The organism is Marinifilum fragile (assembly GCF_963677365.1).
Classification (GTDB): domain Bacteria; phylum Bacteroidota; class Bacteroidia; order Bacteroidales; family Marinifilaceae; genus Marinifilum; species Marinifilum fragile.
Genome location: NZ_OY781962.1, coordinates 880,436 through 898,470 on the forward strand (window position 1 = coordinate 880,436; position 18,035 = coordinate 898,470).

Consider the following 18,035-nt stretch of genomic DNA (forward strand, 5'->3'; position numbering starts at 1 on the left):
AACTGATTAAATTACATGAGGACTTTATTTACTATAGCCGTTTTGTTTTTTATTGTCAACACCAATTTAGCTTATTCGCAGTGCAGAGAATTGGCCAAAAAGGATTGTAAGCCTTTATTGGAGAAATATATACACGACGGAAACTATAATGGAGTTGTTTTAAATGTTGATGAAGAAGTTGAACTTCATAAAGCATTTTTTAGTGGACAAAAGTATAGAATGGTAGTTTGCAAAGAAGATTTTCTGCCACCAATTCATTTTAAGGTTCTAAATTCCGATTTCGAAGTTATTTTTGATAATAAAGATGATGGATACAATAACAAATACGACTTTGAACTGGAAGAATCACAAACTTTAATTATCTCCATGAAATTTGTGACTGAAAATAAAGAATACGATAAAAGTATGAATGGTTGCGTTGTTATGCTTTTTGGATTAGAAATGTAACACCTAAAATCATAAAGAAGACTCCTTAGTAGGAGTCTTTCTTCTATAATTTTTCTTTTAAATATTGTCCTGTATAAGATTGTTTGCATTTGGTAGCTTCCTCAGGAGTTCCTTCAAAAACAATTTTTCCTCCGTTATTTCCACCTTCCGGACCAAGATCGATTAACCAATCAGCACTCTTAATAATTTCCATATTGTGCTCAATAATGATCAGAGTATGTCCTCTTTCTATTAGAGCAGTAAACGCATCCATCAATTTGTGAATATCATGAAAATGCAGTCCTGTTGTTGGTTCATCAAAAATGAAAAGGCAAGGTTCTGCTTTTTCTTTTGCAAGGAATGACGCCAATTTTACCCTTTGACTTTCTCCACCACTTAAGGTGCTCGATGATTGTCCTAATTTAACGTATCCTAAGCCAACATCAACCAATGGTTTTAAACGTTGAGCAATTTTCTTTTCAATGCTGCCTTTTGATACACCAAAGAATTCGGTGGCTTCATTTACGGTCATTTCCAATACATCATGAATGTTTTTGCCATTGTATCGAATATCTAAAATATCATCTTTAAACCGTCTGCCTTTGCAGCTTTCACATTGAAGGTAAATATCAGCCATAAACTGCATCTCAACCTTTATAATTCCTTCTCCCTGACATTCATCACATCTTCCGCCATCAATATTAAAAGAGAAGTGTGAAGCTTTAAAACCAGCATATTGAGATGCTTTCTGATCTGCGAATAGCTTTCTGATTTCATCATATGCTTTCAAATAGGTAACAGGGTTCGATCGTGAGGATTTACCAATCGGATTTTGATCAACAAACTCAATGTTTTTCACCAATTGCAAATCACCTTGAAGTAGATCAAAATGACCACTTTTATCGGAGTAACCACCATAGTGTTTTTTAAGAGCAGGATACAAAATTGTTTTCACCAAGGATGATTTACCAGAACCACTTACCCCTGTAATCACAGACATAATATTAAGAGGGAACTTGATATTAAGACCTTTTAAGTTATTTTCTCGAGCGCCAATAATTTCTATATAATTGTTCCATTTTTTTCTATTTTCAGGAACAGGAATAGTTCTTTCTTGCGAAATATATTGTGAGGTTAAACTTTTGTTTGATTTTTTTAAAGCGTTCAAGTCACCTTCAAAAACAACTTCACCGCCAAGTCTGCCAGCATATGGGCCAATATCAATCACATGGTCTGCAGCTAGAATAATATCTTCATCGTGCTCAACTACAATTACCGTATTGCCTAAATCGCGGAGTTGTTTTAAAACCTTAATCAACAAATCCGTATCACGTGAATGAAGACCAATGCTTGGTTCATCAAGAATGTAAAGAGATCCAACCAGACTGCTTCCCAATGATGTTGCCAAATTAATTCTCTGAGATTCCCCCCCAGATAAACTACTGGAAAGTCGATTCAAGGTAAGATATCCCAAACCTACATCGGAAAGAAATTGTAGTCTGTTTCTGATGTCTACCAAAAGCCTTTTGGCAATTTGTTCTTCGGTTTTGCTTAACTCTAAATTTTTGAAGAAATCGTTCAGATCGGCGATTGGCATTAGCACCAAATCTTGAATGTTTTTCCCTTCAATTTTTATGTAACCAGCTTCTTTTTTTAGTCGAGTGCCTCTACAATCAGGGCAAGTGGTTTTGCCTCGATATCTTGATAGCATTACACGATATTGAATTTTGTATTGTTTAGATTCTAGATATTTGAAAAATGCATTTAATCCTTTAAAGTGTTTGTTTCCGGTCCACAATAAAAGCTTTTGTTCATCACTCAATTCAAAATATGGTCGATGAATCGGGAAATCAAATTTATCGGCAGCATAGATTAATTGATTTTTCCACTCCTGCATCTTTTCGCCTTTCCAGCAAACCACCGCATCATCGTAAATGCTTACTGTTTTGTTTGGAATAACCAAGTCTTCATCAATTCCAATTACTTTTCCAAAGCCTTCACATTTCGGACAGGCACCCACTGGGTTGTTAAAACTAAAAGTATGAACATTAGGATCTTCAAATTCGATTCCATCAGCTTCAAATCGATTCGAAAAAGAGTAGGTTTCTCCTTCAAACATTACCAAGCATTCACCCTTTCCTTCGTAAAATGCAGTTTGTAAAGAATCGGCTATTCTGTTTTGAGTATCTTCATCGGACGAGACACGAATTCTATCAATAACAATATGAATTGACTTGTCTACTGGAATGATTTCAGGAGCTTCAAGTACATCGAAAATTTTATAAATTTTTCCATCAATTTCAATACGCGAAAATCCTTGCTTTGAAAGCACTTCAAGCTGTTCTTTTTTGCTTCTGTCACCATTTAGCATTTCTGCTAAAATCATTACAGGCAAATCTTCTTTTTGCTTTAGAATAAAATTAACAACATCGCTAATCGTATGGCGTTTTACCAATGTATTTGAAATTGGTGAATAAGTTTTACCAATCCTTGCAAAGAGTAACTTTAAATAGTCATATATTTCAGTGGATGTTCCAACCGTGGATCTAGGATTCCTTGTGTTCACTTTTTGCTCAATAGCAATTGCCGGTGGAATACCTTTTATAAAATCTACTTCAGGTTTATCTATTCTCCCAAGAAACTGACGTGCGTAAGCTGATAAACTTTCCACATATCTTCTTTGGCCTTCGGCGTACAAAGTATCAAATGCAAGTGATGACTTTCCCGATCCTGAAAGTCCTGTGATCACAATCAATTGATTCCTAGGAATCTTTAAGTCGATGTTCTTTAAGTTGTGAACTCTTGCACCTTTTATATGAATAAAATCTTCTGAAAATTTCTCTGCCATCTGTCTTTTATATACTTCTATAAGGAGTTGAATTTATATCTTGAAAACGAATTTCCAAAGTTATTTAACTTCTAAAGATTTTCAAATCTCAGGAAAAATTAGTTTATTGCAAACTGTTACCAGTTTATGAAACCCAAATAAAGGAGATACTGCTTATAGAAAAATTTTTACGCTGTTTAAAAAAATAAATAGTTGTGAATTTGAGACAAAATAATCCTACCGATTATGATCTCGTGAAGCAGTATATTGATGGTAACCAAGAATGTATTGATAAATTAATCAATCGTCATAAGGATAGAGTTTATACCTACATCTATCTGATCGTAAAAAATCATCAGCTTACCGAGGACATTTTTCAGGACACTTTTATAAAAGTGATCCGATCGTTGCGTTTAGGCAAATATCAAGACAATGGTAAATTTTTAGCCTGGGTTTTGAGAATCGCACACAATCTGATAATTGATCATTTCAGAAGAGAGAAACAAAGTAACACTTTCTCGAAGGATGATTACGAATTGGATATATTCAATTCCAATAAATTCTGTGAAGGCAATTGTGAAGATGATTTGATTCGTGATCAAATTCATGATGATATAAGAGAGTTGGTTAAGGAACTGCCGGCAGATCAGAGAGAGGTAGTAATCCTTAGGCACTACAAGGGTTTAAGCTTTAAGGATATTGCCGAAGAAACCGATGTGAGTATTAATACTGCTTTGGGTAGAATGCGATATGCATTAATTAATATGAGAAAGATTATGGAAGAAAGAAATATGAGTTTAACTTTTCATTAGTTTTTTATTTGATTTTAGTAGGCCGGAAATATTTTCCGGCTTTTTTTGTTTTTGGAATACTAAATCAAAATCGTAGGCGTTTTAAAATAAAACAAATTAGCTAATGATGCCTATGAATGAAATTTACTCTTTATTACAACATGATGTTTTATTTTCACCTGAAGAAATGCTTAAGTTGCTTGATAGAATTTCGGATTTAAACCTATTTGATTCATCAGATTTATACAATTTATTGGATGACTTTAAAGTGAAAGCGTCAGGAGAGATTGTAGAACGGATAAAAACATTTAATCGGTCAACAGTTAATGTTGATATTAAAATGCCGGATATTAGGGAATTGATGTTGAATTAAAAAAAATGGAACGACCATCGTTCCATTTTTTTGTGCCTTGTTTTGCCAATTCAAAAAAATCCTTGTAAATTGATATCAAAATAATATCAAAAAGATTTAAATATGAAACAAGAACAAACTTTTTCGGCAATCTCTGGTTTTGCAATGGTATTTGTGTGTTTTCTTCTTCTTTTGGGAGGAATTCTAGGTATTATCTTTCTAAGAAATCCCGTATTTGCACTTCTAATCCTACTGTTTATACTTTGTATGCCTGGATTTACAGTGGTTAATCCAAATCAATCTGCAGTATTGATTCTTTTTGGAGCTTATAAAGGCACCATTTTAAACAACGGATTTTTTTGGGTAAATCCTCTATTTGTAAAAAAGAAGATATCTTTACGCGCTAGAAACCTCGACAGTGATCCAATTAAGGTGAATGACAAAATTGGTAATCCAATAATGATTGGGGTTGTTTTGGTTTGGAGAGTTAAGGATACTTACAAGGCAGCTTTTGATGTAAATAATTACGAAAATTTTGTTACCATTCAATCAGAAGCGGCAATTCGAAATATGGCTGGCGCATATCCTTACGACAATTTCGAAGATGAGCAAGCTGAAATTACGTTAAGATCGGGTGGTAATGAAGTTTGTGAGTTGCTAGAAAAGGAATTAACTGAAAGATTAGCAATAGCTGGAATTGAGGTGATGGAAGCAAGAATCAATTATTTGGCTTATGCTTCGGAAATTGCAGGAGCAATGTTAAGACGCCAACAGGCTACAGCTGTTGTAGCAGCAAGATTTAAAATTGTTGAAGGTGCTGTAAGTATGGTAGAAATGGCATTGGAAGAACTTGCCGATAAAGATATTGTAGATTTGGACGAAGATAAAAAAGCTACCATGGTTAGTAATTTAATGGTTGTACTTTGTTCAGATAAAGATGCAACGCCTGTATTAAATACTGGTAGCTTGTATCAATAATTAATAAAATATGACTAAAAAAAAATCATTTGTTTTGCGTTTGAGTCCTGAGATGTTTAAGAAGTTGGAAAAATGGGCTGTGGATGAATTTCGTAGTACTAACGGTCAAATTGAATGGATTTTAAATAAAGCTCTTAAAGAAGCAGGCAGGTTGAAAGAAGAAAAAAAGAGTGATGATCACTCTGAATAAATAGCTAATTCACTTATGCGAAGACCATCTAATATTTTAGGTGGTCTTTTTGATTTATATCCATGTGAAAATATTATTTTAAATTAAACAAAAAGCACTTGCTCAAATTTCATTTTACTAATTTTTTGATTTTGTGTATCTTGTATATAAAAGATAGGGGACTTATACTATAGATATGAATAAATTGAGCACGTTTTACAAGAAAAGATTTGATGCATTTTTATTGCATCTGACAGAGGCTAAAAGTCTGAATGAGGATAGTGTACACAAGTTGCGCGTTGACATTAAATATATGAGAAGCCTGCTTTTACTTGTGGATGCGCTAGGCTTGGATACAGACATTATAGGAAAGTTGTTAAAGCAGTTAAGACCTGTTTTTAAATATTCTGGCCGTTTACGAACAATTCAGGTTTGTAGAAGTTTGGTTCTTCAGTGCAATGTGGAGAATCAGGAAAAAGTAATTCAGATTTTAGAAGAGGACCAGTTGATAATATCGAATGACTTCACTTTGGTATTGGAAAAATTCAAGCTAGATAAGTTTAAAAAACGAATGGAAAAGCTCTATCAGGTTATGGAAGGCATCGCTGCAACTGAATTGAGAGAAAAGGCTGATAAAATCATTCTTGATGAGCTTGACTTGATATACAAATTATGGGCATCTTCGCGAGGAGAAGAGAATTACCATGATATTCGTAAGTTTTTCAAAATTATTAAATCTTTACTTCAGTTATTAATTGCTGTGGAAAGTTCGGAAGATCTGGAAAGAGAATATAATATTGTGAATGAAACTGAGTGTACGCTTGGTAATTGGCACGACCGAAATGTTCTGGATGAGAAGTTAGCTAAAATTCAAAGCTTTGCTCCAAATTCAGAATTCAAATCATTGGTACGTGAAATAAAGAATAAAAACAGAAGTGAAAAGAATATTCTAGTTAAAGAATTCAAACAACAAATGCTGACTAACTTTTTAAAGTATTAATCTGAATTATTCACCGCAAAATTATCTTGTTATTCTACATTAAATTACCATATATGGAGTTTAGCTTCAGTTCTATAGCTAAACTTTGGTAATGCTTGCCATTCTTTGCGCAGCTACTTTGTTGTTACAAGCTTGATTTATCTATTTCTCTTTGTCTTTAGAACTCTTGTATATTAAAGTAGTAACTGGGTTAGTCCTTGTTCTTCTTTTTGAAAATGTTCTTAATTCGTTGATATATCGATTTTCTATTTTCCTTTCTTTTTTCTTTTCTCTGTTTGCGTTCCATAAGCTTATCGCGATCCTTGGCTTTAACACCAAAAATATTCTTGAAAAATCCTGAATCTTTTGGCATGTAGTGTGGAATGTTTAATTGTGCAAGAATATCATTTTCTGGCTTTCTAATGGATGCGTAACTGTAGTTCGAGAAATTTCGATTGCTGCTCATTTTACTCATGAATTTGCCATAAATAGGCAAAGCCATACTTGCACCTTGTCCTAAAGTTAAGGAACGGAAATGCACACGCATGTCATCGGCTCCAACCCAAGCACCAGCAACCAAATTAGAATTGTAGCCAATATACCATCCATCAGCATGAGAATTTGTAGTACCTGTTTTCCCAGCCAAATCTCCTTCTAATTTAAAAACATTTCGCAGTGATTTACCGGTTCCATTATTTACAACAGCCTGCAGCATATGATTGATGATATCTGCGTTCTGAGGAGACAAAACAAATCTGTTTTCACCTCTTTCCTTCGATAAATCAGCAATTAAATTTCCATTTTTGTCTTCAATTTTTACCAGGTAATAGGGCTCAACATGTACACCTCGGTTGGCTAAGGTGGCATATACTTGAATCATTTCGAACAAGGAAATGTTTGCCGTGCCCAAAGCCAAAGATGGAACTTTAGGTAGGTTGCTATCTACTCCCATTTCCTCAGCCAGAACAATCGCATCTCTAATGCCGGTTTGCAAAAGTACATCTACGGCAATGGTATTTACCGATTCGGCCAAAGCACCTTCCATACTGTAGCTTCCTTCATATTTATTATCGGCATTTCGAGGTGACCAATTATCGTATTCTTCGTAAACTTTTCTCTCGTTTGGAAAATATTCAAATGGAGAAATTCCTTCTTCCAAGGCCGCTGAAAAAACTACAGGTTTAAATACAGACCCAACTTGTCTTTTTGCAGTAACATGGTCGTATTTAAAGTGATTAAAATCGATTCCTCCAACCCAGGCTTTTATTTTTCCTGAATGAGGCTCCATAGCTAAAAAGCCTGTGTTTAAAAGTTGAACGTAGTGTTTTATCGAATCGTTAGGGGACATGCTTACATTCTTTTCTCCAGACCAGGTGAATATTTTCATGTCCACTTTTTCATTGAAAATCTTGTTGATTTCTTGTTCCGATTTACCTGATTTTTTCAGCTCCTTGTATCGATCAGATCGGTGTTTGGCATCGGTAAGAATGTCTTTTTTATTGTCCCAAGGTTTTGAGCTTCCCCAATGCTTGTAAAATAAGTTTTGAAGCTGTTTTAAATGTTCACTCACAGATTGTTCAGCATATGTCTGTAGCTTAGAATCCAGGGTTGTAGTAATTTTTAACCCATCTCTATAAATATCATAATAGCTCCCATCTTCCTTTGGATAATCTGCCAAAATCTTATTTGCTTCAATTCTGATTTTTTCTCTTAAATAGGGTGCTAAACCATTTTTCGAAGCCTGATTGTTATACTTTAATTCCAAAGGCAATGCTTTCAGTTGCTTTGCTTGCGATTCTGAAATGTATTCATATTTTGCCATTTGATTCAAAACAACATTTCGTCTTTGTTTTGATCTTTCAGGATGTAATCGTGGATTGTAATAGGTTGGAGCTTTAAGCATTCCGATTAATACAGCGCATTCATGTGTTTTTAAAGCAGAAGCCGGTTTGCTGAAAAATTGTCTGGATGCACTCTCAATTCCAAATACATTTTCACCAAAGGAGACGGTATTTAAATACAGCTGTAAGATTTCTTTTTTGGAATAAATTTTCTCCAATCTCGATGCAGTTATGGCTTCCCTGATTTTATTAACAGGCATTGTTAGGGCACCATAATGTTTTCTGTTATAAAGATTTTTTGCAAGCTGTTGACTCAAGGTACTTCCTCCACCTGAGCTACGATCTCCCATGATCAAAGATTTTACCAAAACGCGAAGCATACTTCTTTGATCAACACCTTGATGTTCGTAAAAACGTGCATCTTCAGTAGCAATTAACGAGTTAATCACATTGGGCGAAATATCCTTAAAACTGACATTGGTTCTGTTTTCAGCATAAACTCTACCCAAAATAGCACCATCTTCGGAGTAGATTTCGGAGGCATCTGCATTTTTAATGTTTCGCAAAGTGTAATAATCTGGCAATTTACCCCATAACCCAAGGTATACCGATGAAAACAACAAGCCAAGCCCAACAATGGCACACGCTATTGCTAGTAATCCCAATCGAATGATGTACGATTTAAAACTTCTTTTTTTAGTTTTTCTTTTAGTAGAAGTTCTTCTTTTGGAATTCGGTTTTCTGCTTGTAGTTTTTTTTGTTTTCGCCATATTTAAAATTCTTGATGCTACTATTATTCAACGAATAATCACGATAAAGATTATATCTTTTTGTAAAAACATTACTCGCTGAAAGTTCAAAAATAGTTATAAAAACTAATTTTTTGATTAATTTATGAAACAGACTTTATTATGAATCGTATTAAAATGTTGATGAATAATTTAAAATTCACCATAAAGTGGAATTCTACTACTAATTTTATACCTATAGAATGAAAATTGATAAGCTGAGAATTAATTCAATTGATGAATTGTTAAATATTAAGAACCCATGTCTTAAAACAGACTTGATAATTGTTTTTGGATATAGAAAATTAATATTGAATGAAGAATTCACATTAGTACTGAAGAAGAATTATCCTGAAGCAGTTTTATTTGGGTGTTCATCTGCAGGTGAAATCTCAGGAATTGAAGTTGCAGATGGTTCTGTAGTGATTACAGCAATTGAATTTGAAAATTCTCAGGTAAAATTAGAATCCATTAAAATTGAACAGAACACTGATAATAAGTTGCTAGGTGCAAAATTATTGGAAAAACTAGATAAGGAAGGATTAAAGCATGTGATGATTCTTTCTGATGGATTGAATATAAATGGTGCAGAACTTGTAAATGGCATAGAAAATGCACTGCCAGGAAATGTAACGGTTACCGGAGGTTTAGCGGGTGATGGCAGTGATTTTAACGAAACCGTTGTGTATGATAAATCGGGTAAACCTGTTTCTAATTGTATAGCAGCTTTAGGTTTTTATGGCGAAAAGGTTTCTGTAGGCTATGGTTCAAATGGAGGATGGGATAGCTTTGGCCTGGAAAGATTGGTAACCAAATCGAAAGGAAATGTACTTTATGAATTGGATGGAAAACCAGCTCTGCAACTTTACAAGCAGTTTTTGGGTGAAAAGGCGAATAGCTTGCCGGCATCTGGTTTACTTTTTCCTTTAAGCTTGCGAGAGAATGGTATACAGGAACCAGTGGTTCGTACCATTCTTGGTGTTAACGAAGAGGATCAATCAATGACTTTTGCAGGTTCTATTCCCGAGGGCGCCAATGTTAGGTTGATGAAAGCCAATGTGGACAGATTAATAAACGGAGCCGAAAATTCTGCGATTACCACTACCGAAATATTACCAAAGGACAGAGCCGAACTAGCCATACTTATTAGTTGTGTGGGGCGCAAATTGGTTTTAAAGCAGTTGATTGAAGAAGAGGTGGAAGCTGTTGCTGATGTAATTGGTAATGATGTTTGTATTACCGGATTTTACTCTTATGGAGAGATCTCTCCATTTCGCAAAAACACCCCGTGTAAGTTGCATAATCAAACCATGACAATCACTACAATTTCTGAAAAATAAAGCAATGCATCGACTACTAAAAAGACAAATCAGGAAATTTTTATCAATTGAGGAGCAAGAAAAATTCAAAGACTTTCTTGATGTCATCAATGATGCATATGTTGACTTTGATTCTGATATCAAGCAAATTGAAAATATTCTGGAAGAAAGTTCGCAAGAATTGTTTAATGTCAATCGTGAGCTAAAGAAAAATTTGGAAACCAAATCTGCAGAAATTAAAACAACAAGCTCAAGATTAGAGTCAATTGTTGAAAACATTAAAGAAGTGATTTTCCAAACCAGTTTCGACGGAGAATGGATGTATTTAAATCCGGCCTGGACGAAAATAACGGGCTTTGATTTGTGGTCGAGTGTTGGTACAAATGTTTTTGAATTTATACACCCCGATGATATCGAATTGTGCAAATTAAAATTTAAATATTTGCTGGACAATAAGGAGAAGACCAACCACTTCGAGTTGCGATTTTTGACCAAATCGGGTAGTTACAAGTGGTGTGAAATAGAGGAGCGTTTAATTATTGGAGAAGATGGTAAGGCAACTGGGGTATCAGGTTTTATAAAGGACATTTCGGATCGTAAAACTTTAGAAGAGGAGAAGAACCTAACTGCCGAAAAATTCAGAATGATATTTGAAAAATCATCGGTGGCATACCTGATTATTAAAGAATCGAAATTTTTAGATTGCAACCAGGCTTGTTTAGATCTTTTTGGAGTGAAAGAGCGAGGAGACTTTATCGGTAAGTTTGTAAAAGATTTTTCACCGGAATTCCAGCCTGATGGCATTAAATCATCCAATAAGGCAAGAGATTTAATTTACCAAGCCAGAGAAAAAGGCTTTAATAAGTTTGATTGGATTCATATGAAGAAGGATGGAATGGAATTTCCTGTTGAAGTAATTCTGAATCCTATACATTTGGCCGAGGGAAATATCCATTTTGTAGCACTCAACGACCTGTCGGAACGAAAAAGGGTAGAATCTGAATTGATTGCTGCCAAAGAAAAAGCTGAAGAGGCTACAAAAGCCAAGGCGCAGTTTCTATCTACCATGTCTCACGAAATACGGACTCCAATGAATGCTGTAATTGGGGTTACACATTTGTTATCTGAAAATGAGCCAAGAGAAGATCAGCTAAACAACCTGAATATTTTAAAATTGTCAGCAGATAATCTAATGACATTAATAAATGACATTTTGGATTTCAGTAAAATTGAAGCAGGTAAGATTGAATTGGAGAAAATCGACTTTAATTTTAGAAATTTTATCAATAATGTGACTGCCGGATTTTTTATGAAGGCAAAAGAAAAAGACCTCGAGTTTATTGTTGATATTGATCCTAAGATTCCGACATATCTTACGGGTGATCCTACCAGGTTATCTCAAATTATTACCAACCTGTGCTGTAATGCCATAAAATTTACCGATGAAGGTAGAGTAGTTTTAAAGGCTGATTTTAAAGGAAACTCGGACGATAGAGTGAGCATACAGTTTGAAATTAGCGATACGGGAATTGGTATTCCAGCAGACAAAAAAGATCAGATTTTCGAATCATTTTCGCAAGCAGATTCCAATACCACCCGATTGTATGGAGGAACTGGCTTAGGTCTGGCCATTACAGGAAAATTAGTAGAGCTGATGAATGGTAGCATTGATGTGGAAAGTGAAACAGGAAAAGGAACCTCTTTCTTTGTAAATGTCGATTTAAAGACCAGCCTGAAATCCAAACCTAAGGTAAATTTTTCAGATGAACATTTTGCAGATTGTGAGAAACTGAAAGGAATGCACATATTGGTGGTGGAAGATAATCCAATGAATGTGCTAATTATAAAGCAATTCCTTAAGAAATGGGATGTTACCTACGATGTTGCGAAGAATGGTAAAATTGCTTTGGAAAAAGTGCAGGAAACCGATTATAATATGGTGCTTATGGATTTGCAAATGCCGGTAATGGATGGGTATAATGCTTCCGAAAACATCCGAAAACTGAAGGGAGATAAGTATCAGATGTTGCCAATTATTGCGGTTACGGCATCTGCCTTTAACGAAATACGAGCCAAAGTTATTGGTGCAGGCATGACCGATTTCGTAACCAAGCCCATAAATCCTGAAGAGTTGTGCGTGAAGTTGGAGAAGTATGCTGATCGAAGTTACAGGCTCTAGGCTTTTACCTTTTAGGTAAAAGGGTGAAGAAAGAAAAATATAACCAAAAATACACCCTTCTGGCTGTAGCCATCTTCCCTAAGAGGGAAGAATTCCTAAATTAAGCTAATTATAAATCCAAAAGCTAAATCCAATTTGTCGAAAGCCTTATTCTTTTGGTAATTTACTCTAGAAACTTGTAGCTAAACAAGAATCCATTCCTTCAAATCCATCATGATACACTGATTGGATAGATTTTCTTGTTCTAAAAAGGGATATTTAATTTCTGATAGGTACAAGCCCTGGGGATATGCCAGATTTAATGGGGAAGGGGTGATTTTCTTATGCAATTGTTGCTCAAATTCCTTCAGGCTCAGTTTTCCTTGTCCAACTTCGAGCAATTGATGAACAATGATTCGAATCATTCCTTTTAAAAAGCGATTGGCAGTAATCTCGAATCGCAAAGAGTCTGCATCAGCACTCTTGTAAATTTGTGCATTGCTTACCTTACAGATGGTGTGGTTGTGTCGATCGGGCGTTTTGCAGAAGGCACGAAAATCCTTTTCGCCAATCAAGAGTTGGGCAGCCAATTGCATTTTTTCACTGTCCAGATCAAGAGAATAAAGCGAAGAGATATCGCTCAAATAGGGATTCTTGCTGGTGTGAATAAAATAATTGTAAGTGCGCTGACTGGCGCTGTGTTGTGAATGATTTTGTGGCTCAACCTGCTGAAAATCGAAAACGGAAATGTCAGGCGGAAGCATTCGGTTAATGGCAAACAATAGCTTTTCATCAATCTGGTGACTCACATCAATATGAAAGTAATATTGCGATGCATGAACACCCGCATCAGTTCTGCCGCAACCCATGCAGTGTATTTTTTCCTTCAGAAACTTACTCAATACATCCTCGATGCTTTCCTGTACACTGGTGGCGTTAATCTGCTTTTGCCAGCCTCTGTAATTGCTGCCTTTGTAGGCGATATGAAAAAAATACCTGTATTTCGACATGAATTCTTGTTTGTGCCCAAAGGTAGAAATAATTCTATTGAACGAGTAGGAGGGTAATTTTTATACCTAAGCCTAACAAAAATATCACGCAGATTTACAGGTTTGTTTAGGATTTGGAAAGTGAAAACTTTCAGAGTGAAAGAGTGATTTTTTATCTATCATAGATTTTAATTGTAATGCTTGCGTATATACTATTAAGTTAGTAAAGTCTTGGGATTGCAAAGTGTTTAAGGATGGGGTAAAAAGAGGTGTATCCCTAGAGTGATAATAAAAATAGAATTGGAAATAAGGAAGATAAAATAAGAGTGTGTGATTTGTGAAGTGCTTCGTTTGCTAGTGAATGATGAAATCAAATAAATGATTAAATTACTTTGTTAAATAAAAATAATAATATAAATTTGATAGGCTTGGAGAGTGAAAATTGTGAGAGGTAGGCACGAGAATAAGGAATTTTATACCATGCTCATTTAGGCAAAGGCCAAAAATTGTCTTTTTGACTCGTACCTGTTTAGGCAAAGCTCAAAAAATAGACTTTTTACCCAATGCCGATTTAGGCAAAGCTCGAAAAATTGATTTTTTGCTCAATGCCAGTTTAGGTAAAGCCCAAAAAATGGATTTTTTGAACGATTCCAGTTTAGGTAAAGCTTGAAAAATTGACTTTTTGACCCATGCCAGTTTAGGCAAAGCAAAAAATGACATTTTGGAATGCCAGTTTAGGAAATGCAGAAAACAAGTTTTGAAATAATCAATAATTACTAACTAAAAATCACACACTATGACATTGATTAAGAAAGTTTCAACAAGTAGTCGCAATGGCGATGTTAGTGCATTGTTAACCCTTATTGTAGCTGCATTTGCAAAGAACGACTGGACTGCCGATACCTATTTAAGCTCGGTAATTAAAACAATTGGCGAATATGATACTTCGCTGACAGAGGCTTTGAAGCGATTGCAAGTTTTTTCGCAGATGGCCGATAAAGACCATGCTCGCGATATGGTTATCCGCTCTTTATTTAAATTGGTTGAGGGATACACTCATATTCCAATAGCAGAAGTACAAGAAGCTGCTGTTGTGGTTTATGATGTTTTGGATCAGTATGGTTTAGGTATTCAGTTTGATGACCAGGCAAAAGAATCGGCTGAAATCAATTCCTTACTCAACGATTTGGCTAAACCTGATATTGCAGCAGCCAATGCCAAATTGCAAGGTGTTGCCGATTTGGTTGCAGCCTTAACTGCCGCTCAAAAGGATTTTGAAACGGTGGCATTGCAACAAGCCGAAGGCGAAGGAGCCAAGCAAGATTTGGCAACAGCCAGTAAGCTAAAGAAAGCTGCCTTAAAAGAATTGAACGACAATATGGTGGGCTACATGAATACCATGACAAAGGTTAAGCCTGATACTTACAAGGCTACCGCCCAAACCATTTCAGAATTAATCGATAGTAACAACGAAAAGGTAAAACGCCGCCGCACCGAAAGTGAGGCCGAGGCAGATGCCGAAGTGATTTAAAATTAGAATGGTGAAGCAAAGGCTTTCACAGTGGTGGAGGCTTTTGTTTTGAACTAGACTTTTAATAAATAACCATTATTTACTATAAATGATAAATTATGCAGTTTCAAAAATATAATTTAGGACATTTGAAAGGTGGTGAAGTTGTTGAAGTGACATTAAAAGGAAATGCAGCAAATATTAAACTTATGAATAGTTCAAACTTTCAGAGTTACAGGGCTGGTCGTAGACATACTTATTATGGTGGTTATGTGAGAAAATCTCCTTATAGAGTCAAAGTGCCTAATTCTGGTACATGGTATTTAACTGTAGATTTAGGGGGATATTCAGGAAAAGTAAGTTCTTCTGTTAAGGTTCTACCAGGGAGGCTTCCTGATGCAAGACAAGCACCTTTATCAACTACACCTTCTTTGGTGCAAGACAGGGAAATTCCTACTGGATTTGGTGAAGAACCTATTACTCGGAAATATGATGTATTTATATCACATGCATCAGAAGATAAAGATGAAGTTGTTAGACCTTTAGCTCATGCACTGCAAGCTGAAGGTCTAAATGTCTGGTATGATGAATTTGAATTGAAAATCGGAGATAGTTTAAGAAGAAAAATAGATAAAGGACTAGCAAATAGTCGATTTGGGATAGTAGTTTTATCTAAGGATTTTATAAAAAAAGGTTGGACTAATTATGAACTTGATGGGATAATAACAAAGGAGATAAGTGGTGAGCAAATAGTACTACCAATTTGGCACAATATTACTAAAAAAGAAGTAATTGAATATAGTCCATCCATGGCAGATAAAGTTGCGAGAAATACTGCTGTTTATACAATAGAAGAAATTGCGGAAGAAATTGCAGAAGTTATTTCTAATTAGTAGAACAAGAAGAAATAAATTAATTCTAGGTGGGAAGTAAAGAAATTCTTGAGTACAGTTTTAAGACTCATTGGGGTGTTGATTCATTATTATTTCTGATTAGGAAGAGTATGTACTACAAGCTTGAACTAGCAGAGGTAACTAAATCCATAATAGTAAAACCATTAATTTAATTCAAATGAAAAAATTATTATTTGTACTAACAGCAATTTTAGTATTTAATCTAAGCTACGGACAAACTAGCACTAAAGAAAAAGAGTTGAGTAACGCAGAAAAATTTTCTTCAAAATCAGGAACTCTAATAGAAAAAGAATTTATTGATGTTGGTACACTGAAGAAAGCTGAAATTAAGATTATACATTATTCTGATTTGATTTCAAATGAATCGGTGAGTGCTTTAAGGTTTGAATATGAAGTAGCGGGTAATTACTCTTCTGATACAAAAATTGCATCATTAGATGCTGATGAGATTGACGGATTAATAAAGTCAATTAAAATGATTCAGGAAAAGGTGTTTGCTTCTACTCCAACAAATTACACGGAAGTTACTTTTCAAAGTCGAGGTGGTTTTGAGGCAGGTTGCTATTGGAGTAATGGTGATTGGGCCACCTATTTGAAATTGGAAAAATATGATGGAAAATCGTATGTCTTTTTAAAAAAGGATGATTTTCCTAAATTGTTATCTCTTATAGAGAAAGCAAAGACATTGATGTGATAAAACTACGGTTGCGAAAGTTTTTAATTACTTATCCCAAAGAAAAATCCCGAACCTGTTCAAAGTTCGGGATTTTCTCTAACCACTATTTACTAACCTAAATCTAATCTATGAAAAAACTTCTCTGTTTTGTATGCTACAAATGTAGGGTAGAAGAGTGCTAAATGGATTGAATAAAAGTTAATGAAACTTAAAAGTGAAGTTTTTGAGTTTGTTTTGCACCCTTTTCCCTGTCGGGATTTTCCCTGGAAGGGAAAAACTTAATTTTGAGAGAATAAGAAAGGAATCAAATTTGGTGCAAGTAAGTTTTAAGCAGTTATTGTGTTTTCCTTTTAAAAACAGGATCATCATCATTTTGTTTAAAGTGACTTATAATTTTATCAAGTACTTTTTGAATATCGCTTAATTCTTCATTTTTAATTCGTAGGACTGTAATGTCCAGATCTCTTAATATTTCATCTCGATTTTGATCCTTTGCTTTCTGAAAATTATGAATTTTCCCATCTAGTTCAATGGCAAGTTGTTCATCTTTGCAATAAAAATCAGGTATAAATAAAAAATGATCCTTATTATTCGAATCATAAACTATAGCATGTTGTCTTAAAAATTTTCTACCTTTTAATTGTCTTCTCCTAATGTGCCTCCATAGTACTTGTTCAGCAGGTGTTGCTTTTTTTCGAAGTGTTTGTTTAAATTGTTTGATATCTGAATATTTCATGATAAAGGTATTTCCAATAAATTTAGAAAAAAATTGCATCAGGAAATTCAATAAAAAATAATCAACTGTCTAATTTTCAAGTTAAGTTTTTCCCTCTTAGGGAAAATGCCGACAGGCAAAAGGGTGGAGGAAACCCATATCAAATTCAATAAAATTAGAATCTAATTGTTACCAAAGAAAAATCCCGAAACTTTAAAAGTTCGGGATTTTCTCTAACCACTATTTACTAACCTAAATCTAATCTATGAAAAAACTTCTCTGTTTTGTATGTTACAAATGTAGGGAAGAAGAGTGCTAAATGCATTAAACAAAAGTTAATGAATCTTAAAAGTGAGGTTTTTGAGTTTGTTTTGCACCCCTTCGCCTATCGGCACTTCCCCTAGCAGGGGAAGGCTTAAAGTTTATAGGACAGTGCTTGATTTTAAAATGCCATTAATCTTAGGGTTTGCCTTCTAGGGAACCGGAACGAAGAGGAGCTCGTGCAAACATTAATGCGAAAATTGTATGTGAACAAACTGCTGACAGACTAAAGGGTGGAGGAAATATATAATCGGTATTTATTCAAATGGTAAGTTTCCAACA

Annotated in this window: 15 protein-coding genes; 11 read left to right on the top strand and 4 right to left on the bottom strand. The window is 34.7% G+C overall.

Annotated elements, in window-relative coordinates:
* Nucleotides 1–15 precede the first annotated feature (15 nt).
* Nucleotides 16–447: a hypothetical protein gene (locus ACKPCA_RS03300; RefSeq protein ID WP_321281377.1), complete on the top strand. Its 432-nt coding sequence runs from the start codon at nucleotides 16–18 to the stop codon at nucleotides 445–447.
* Nucleotides 448–490: 43 nt separating this feature from the next.
* Here the strand turns inward: ACKPCA_RS03300 and uvrA are convergent, their stop codons facing one another.
* Nucleotides 491–3,274, bottom strand: coding sequence for an excinuclease ABC subunit UvrA (uvrA, locus tag ACKPCA_RS03305; RefSeq protein WP_321281378.1), 2,784 nt, complete (start codon nucleotides 3,272–3,274; stop codon nucleotides 491–493).
* Between the two features lie 194 nt (nucleotides 3,275–3,468).
* On the opposite strand from uvrA, the gene ACKPCA_RS03310 reads away from it, so the two are divergent.
* From ACKPCA_RS03310 to ACKPCA_RS03330, 5 genes are all read left to right on the top strand, one after another.
* Entirely contained in the window at nucleotides 3,469–4,065 is a 597-nt protein-coding gene (locus tag ACKPCA_RS03310) for an RNA polymerase sigma factor (protein ID WP_321281379.1), read from the top strand.
* 112 nt (nucleotides 4,066–4,177) lie between these two features.
* Entirely contained in the window at nucleotides 4,178–4,417 is a 240-nt protein-coding gene (locus ACKPCA_RS03315) for a hypothetical protein (protein WP_321281380.1), read from the top strand.
* Nucleotides 4,418–4,519: 102 nt separating this feature from the next.
* On the top strand, nucleotides 4,520–5,374 hold the full coding sequence (locus ACKPCA_RS03320) for an SPFH domain-containing protein (protein ID WP_321281382.1): 855 nt from the start codon (nucleotides 4,520–4,522) through the stop codon (nucleotides 5,372–5,374).
* Nucleotides 5,375–5,384: 10 nt separating this feature from the next.
* On the top strand, nucleotides 5,385–5,564 hold the full coding sequence (locus ACKPCA_RS03325) for a type II toxin-antitoxin system antitoxin (RefSeq protein WP_054719900.1): 180 nt from the start codon (nucleotides 5,385–5,387) through the stop codon (nucleotides 5,562–5,564).
* A gap of 175 nt (nucleotides 5,565–5,739) precedes the next feature.
* Entirely contained in the window at nucleotides 5,740–6,543 is an 804-nt protein-coding gene (locus ACKPCA_RS03330; RefSeq protein WP_321281383.1) for a CHAD domain-containing protein, read from the top strand.
* A gap of 190 nt (nucleotides 6,544–6,733) precedes the next feature.
* Here the strand turns inward: ACKPCA_RS03330 and ACKPCA_RS03335 are convergent, their stop codons facing one another.
* The gene (locus tag ACKPCA_RS03335; protein ID WP_321281384.1) at nucleotides 6,734–9,133 is read right to left on the bottom strand and encodes a penicillin-binding protein 1A; all 2,400 of its coding nucleotides are present in this window, start codon (nucleotides 9,131–9,133) and stop codon (nucleotides 6,734–6,736) included.
* Nucleotides 9,134–9,354: 221 nt separating this feature from the next.
* Between ACKPCA_RS03335 and ACKPCA_RS03340 the strand changes: the two genes are divergently transcribed.
* Both ACKPCA_RS03340 and ACKPCA_RS03345 read left to right on the top strand, forming a co-directional pair.
* Nucleotides 9,355–10,491 (top strand): FIST signal transduction protein, encoded by a 1,137-nt coding sequence (locus ACKPCA_RS03340; RefSeq protein ID WP_321281385.1) that lies wholly within the window; start codon nucleotides 9,355–9,357, stop codon nucleotides 10,489–10,491.
* A 4-nt stretch (nucleotides 10,492–10,495) separates the two neighbouring features.
* Nucleotides 10,496–12,649, top strand: a complete 2,154-nt coding sequence (locus ACKPCA_RS03345) for a PAS domain S-box protein (RefSeq protein ID WP_321281387.1) — start codon at nucleotides 10,496–10,498, stop codon at nucleotides 12,647–12,649.
* Between the two features lie 182 nt (nucleotides 12,650–12,831).
* Here the strand turns inward: ACKPCA_RS03345 and truA are convergent, their stop codons facing one another.
* The gene (gene truA / locus ACKPCA_RS03350; RefSeq protein WP_321281388.1) at nucleotides 12,832–13,638 is read right to left on the bottom strand and encodes a tRNA pseudouridine(38-40) synthase TruA; all 807 of its coding nucleotides are present in this window, start codon (nucleotides 13,636–13,638) and stop codon (nucleotides 12,832–12,834) included.
* 775 nt (nucleotides 13,639–14,413) lie between these two features.
* On the opposite strand from truA, the gene ACKPCA_RS03355 reads away from it, so the two are divergent.
* From ACKPCA_RS03355 to ACKPCA_RS03365, 3 genes are all read left to right on the top strand, one after another.
* The gene (locus tag ACKPCA_RS03355; protein ID WP_321281389.1) at nucleotides 14,414–15,148 is read left to right on the top strand and encodes a DUF6261 family protein; all 735 of its coding nucleotides are present in this window, start codon (nucleotides 14,414–14,416) and stop codon (nucleotides 15,146–15,148) included.
* A 98-nt stretch (nucleotides 15,149–15,246) separates the two neighbouring features.
* Entirely contained in the window at nucleotides 15,247–16,020 is a 774-nt protein-coding gene (locus ACKPCA_RS03360) for a DUF1883 domain-containing protein (RefSeq protein ID WP_321281390.1), read from the top strand.
* A 178-nt stretch (nucleotides 16,021–16,198) separates the two neighbouring features.
* Nucleotides 16,199–16,735, top strand: coding sequence for a hypothetical protein (locus ACKPCA_RS03365; RefSeq protein WP_321281392.1), 537 nt, complete (start codon nucleotides 16,199–16,201; stop codon nucleotides 16,733–16,735).
* Between the two features lie 316 nt (nucleotides 16,736–17,051).
* Here the strand turns inward: ACKPCA_RS03365 and ACKPCA_RS03370 are convergent, their stop codons facing one another.
* Nucleotides 17,052–17,453 carry an endonuclease domain-containing protein gene (locus ACKPCA_RS03370; protein ID WP_321281395.1) on the bottom strand — a complete coding sequence of 134 codons (402 nt, stop codon included), beginning with the start codon at nucleotides 17,451–17,453 and terminating at the stop codon, nucleotides 17,052–17,054.
* Nucleotides 17,454–18,035: the final 582 nt, after the last annotated feature.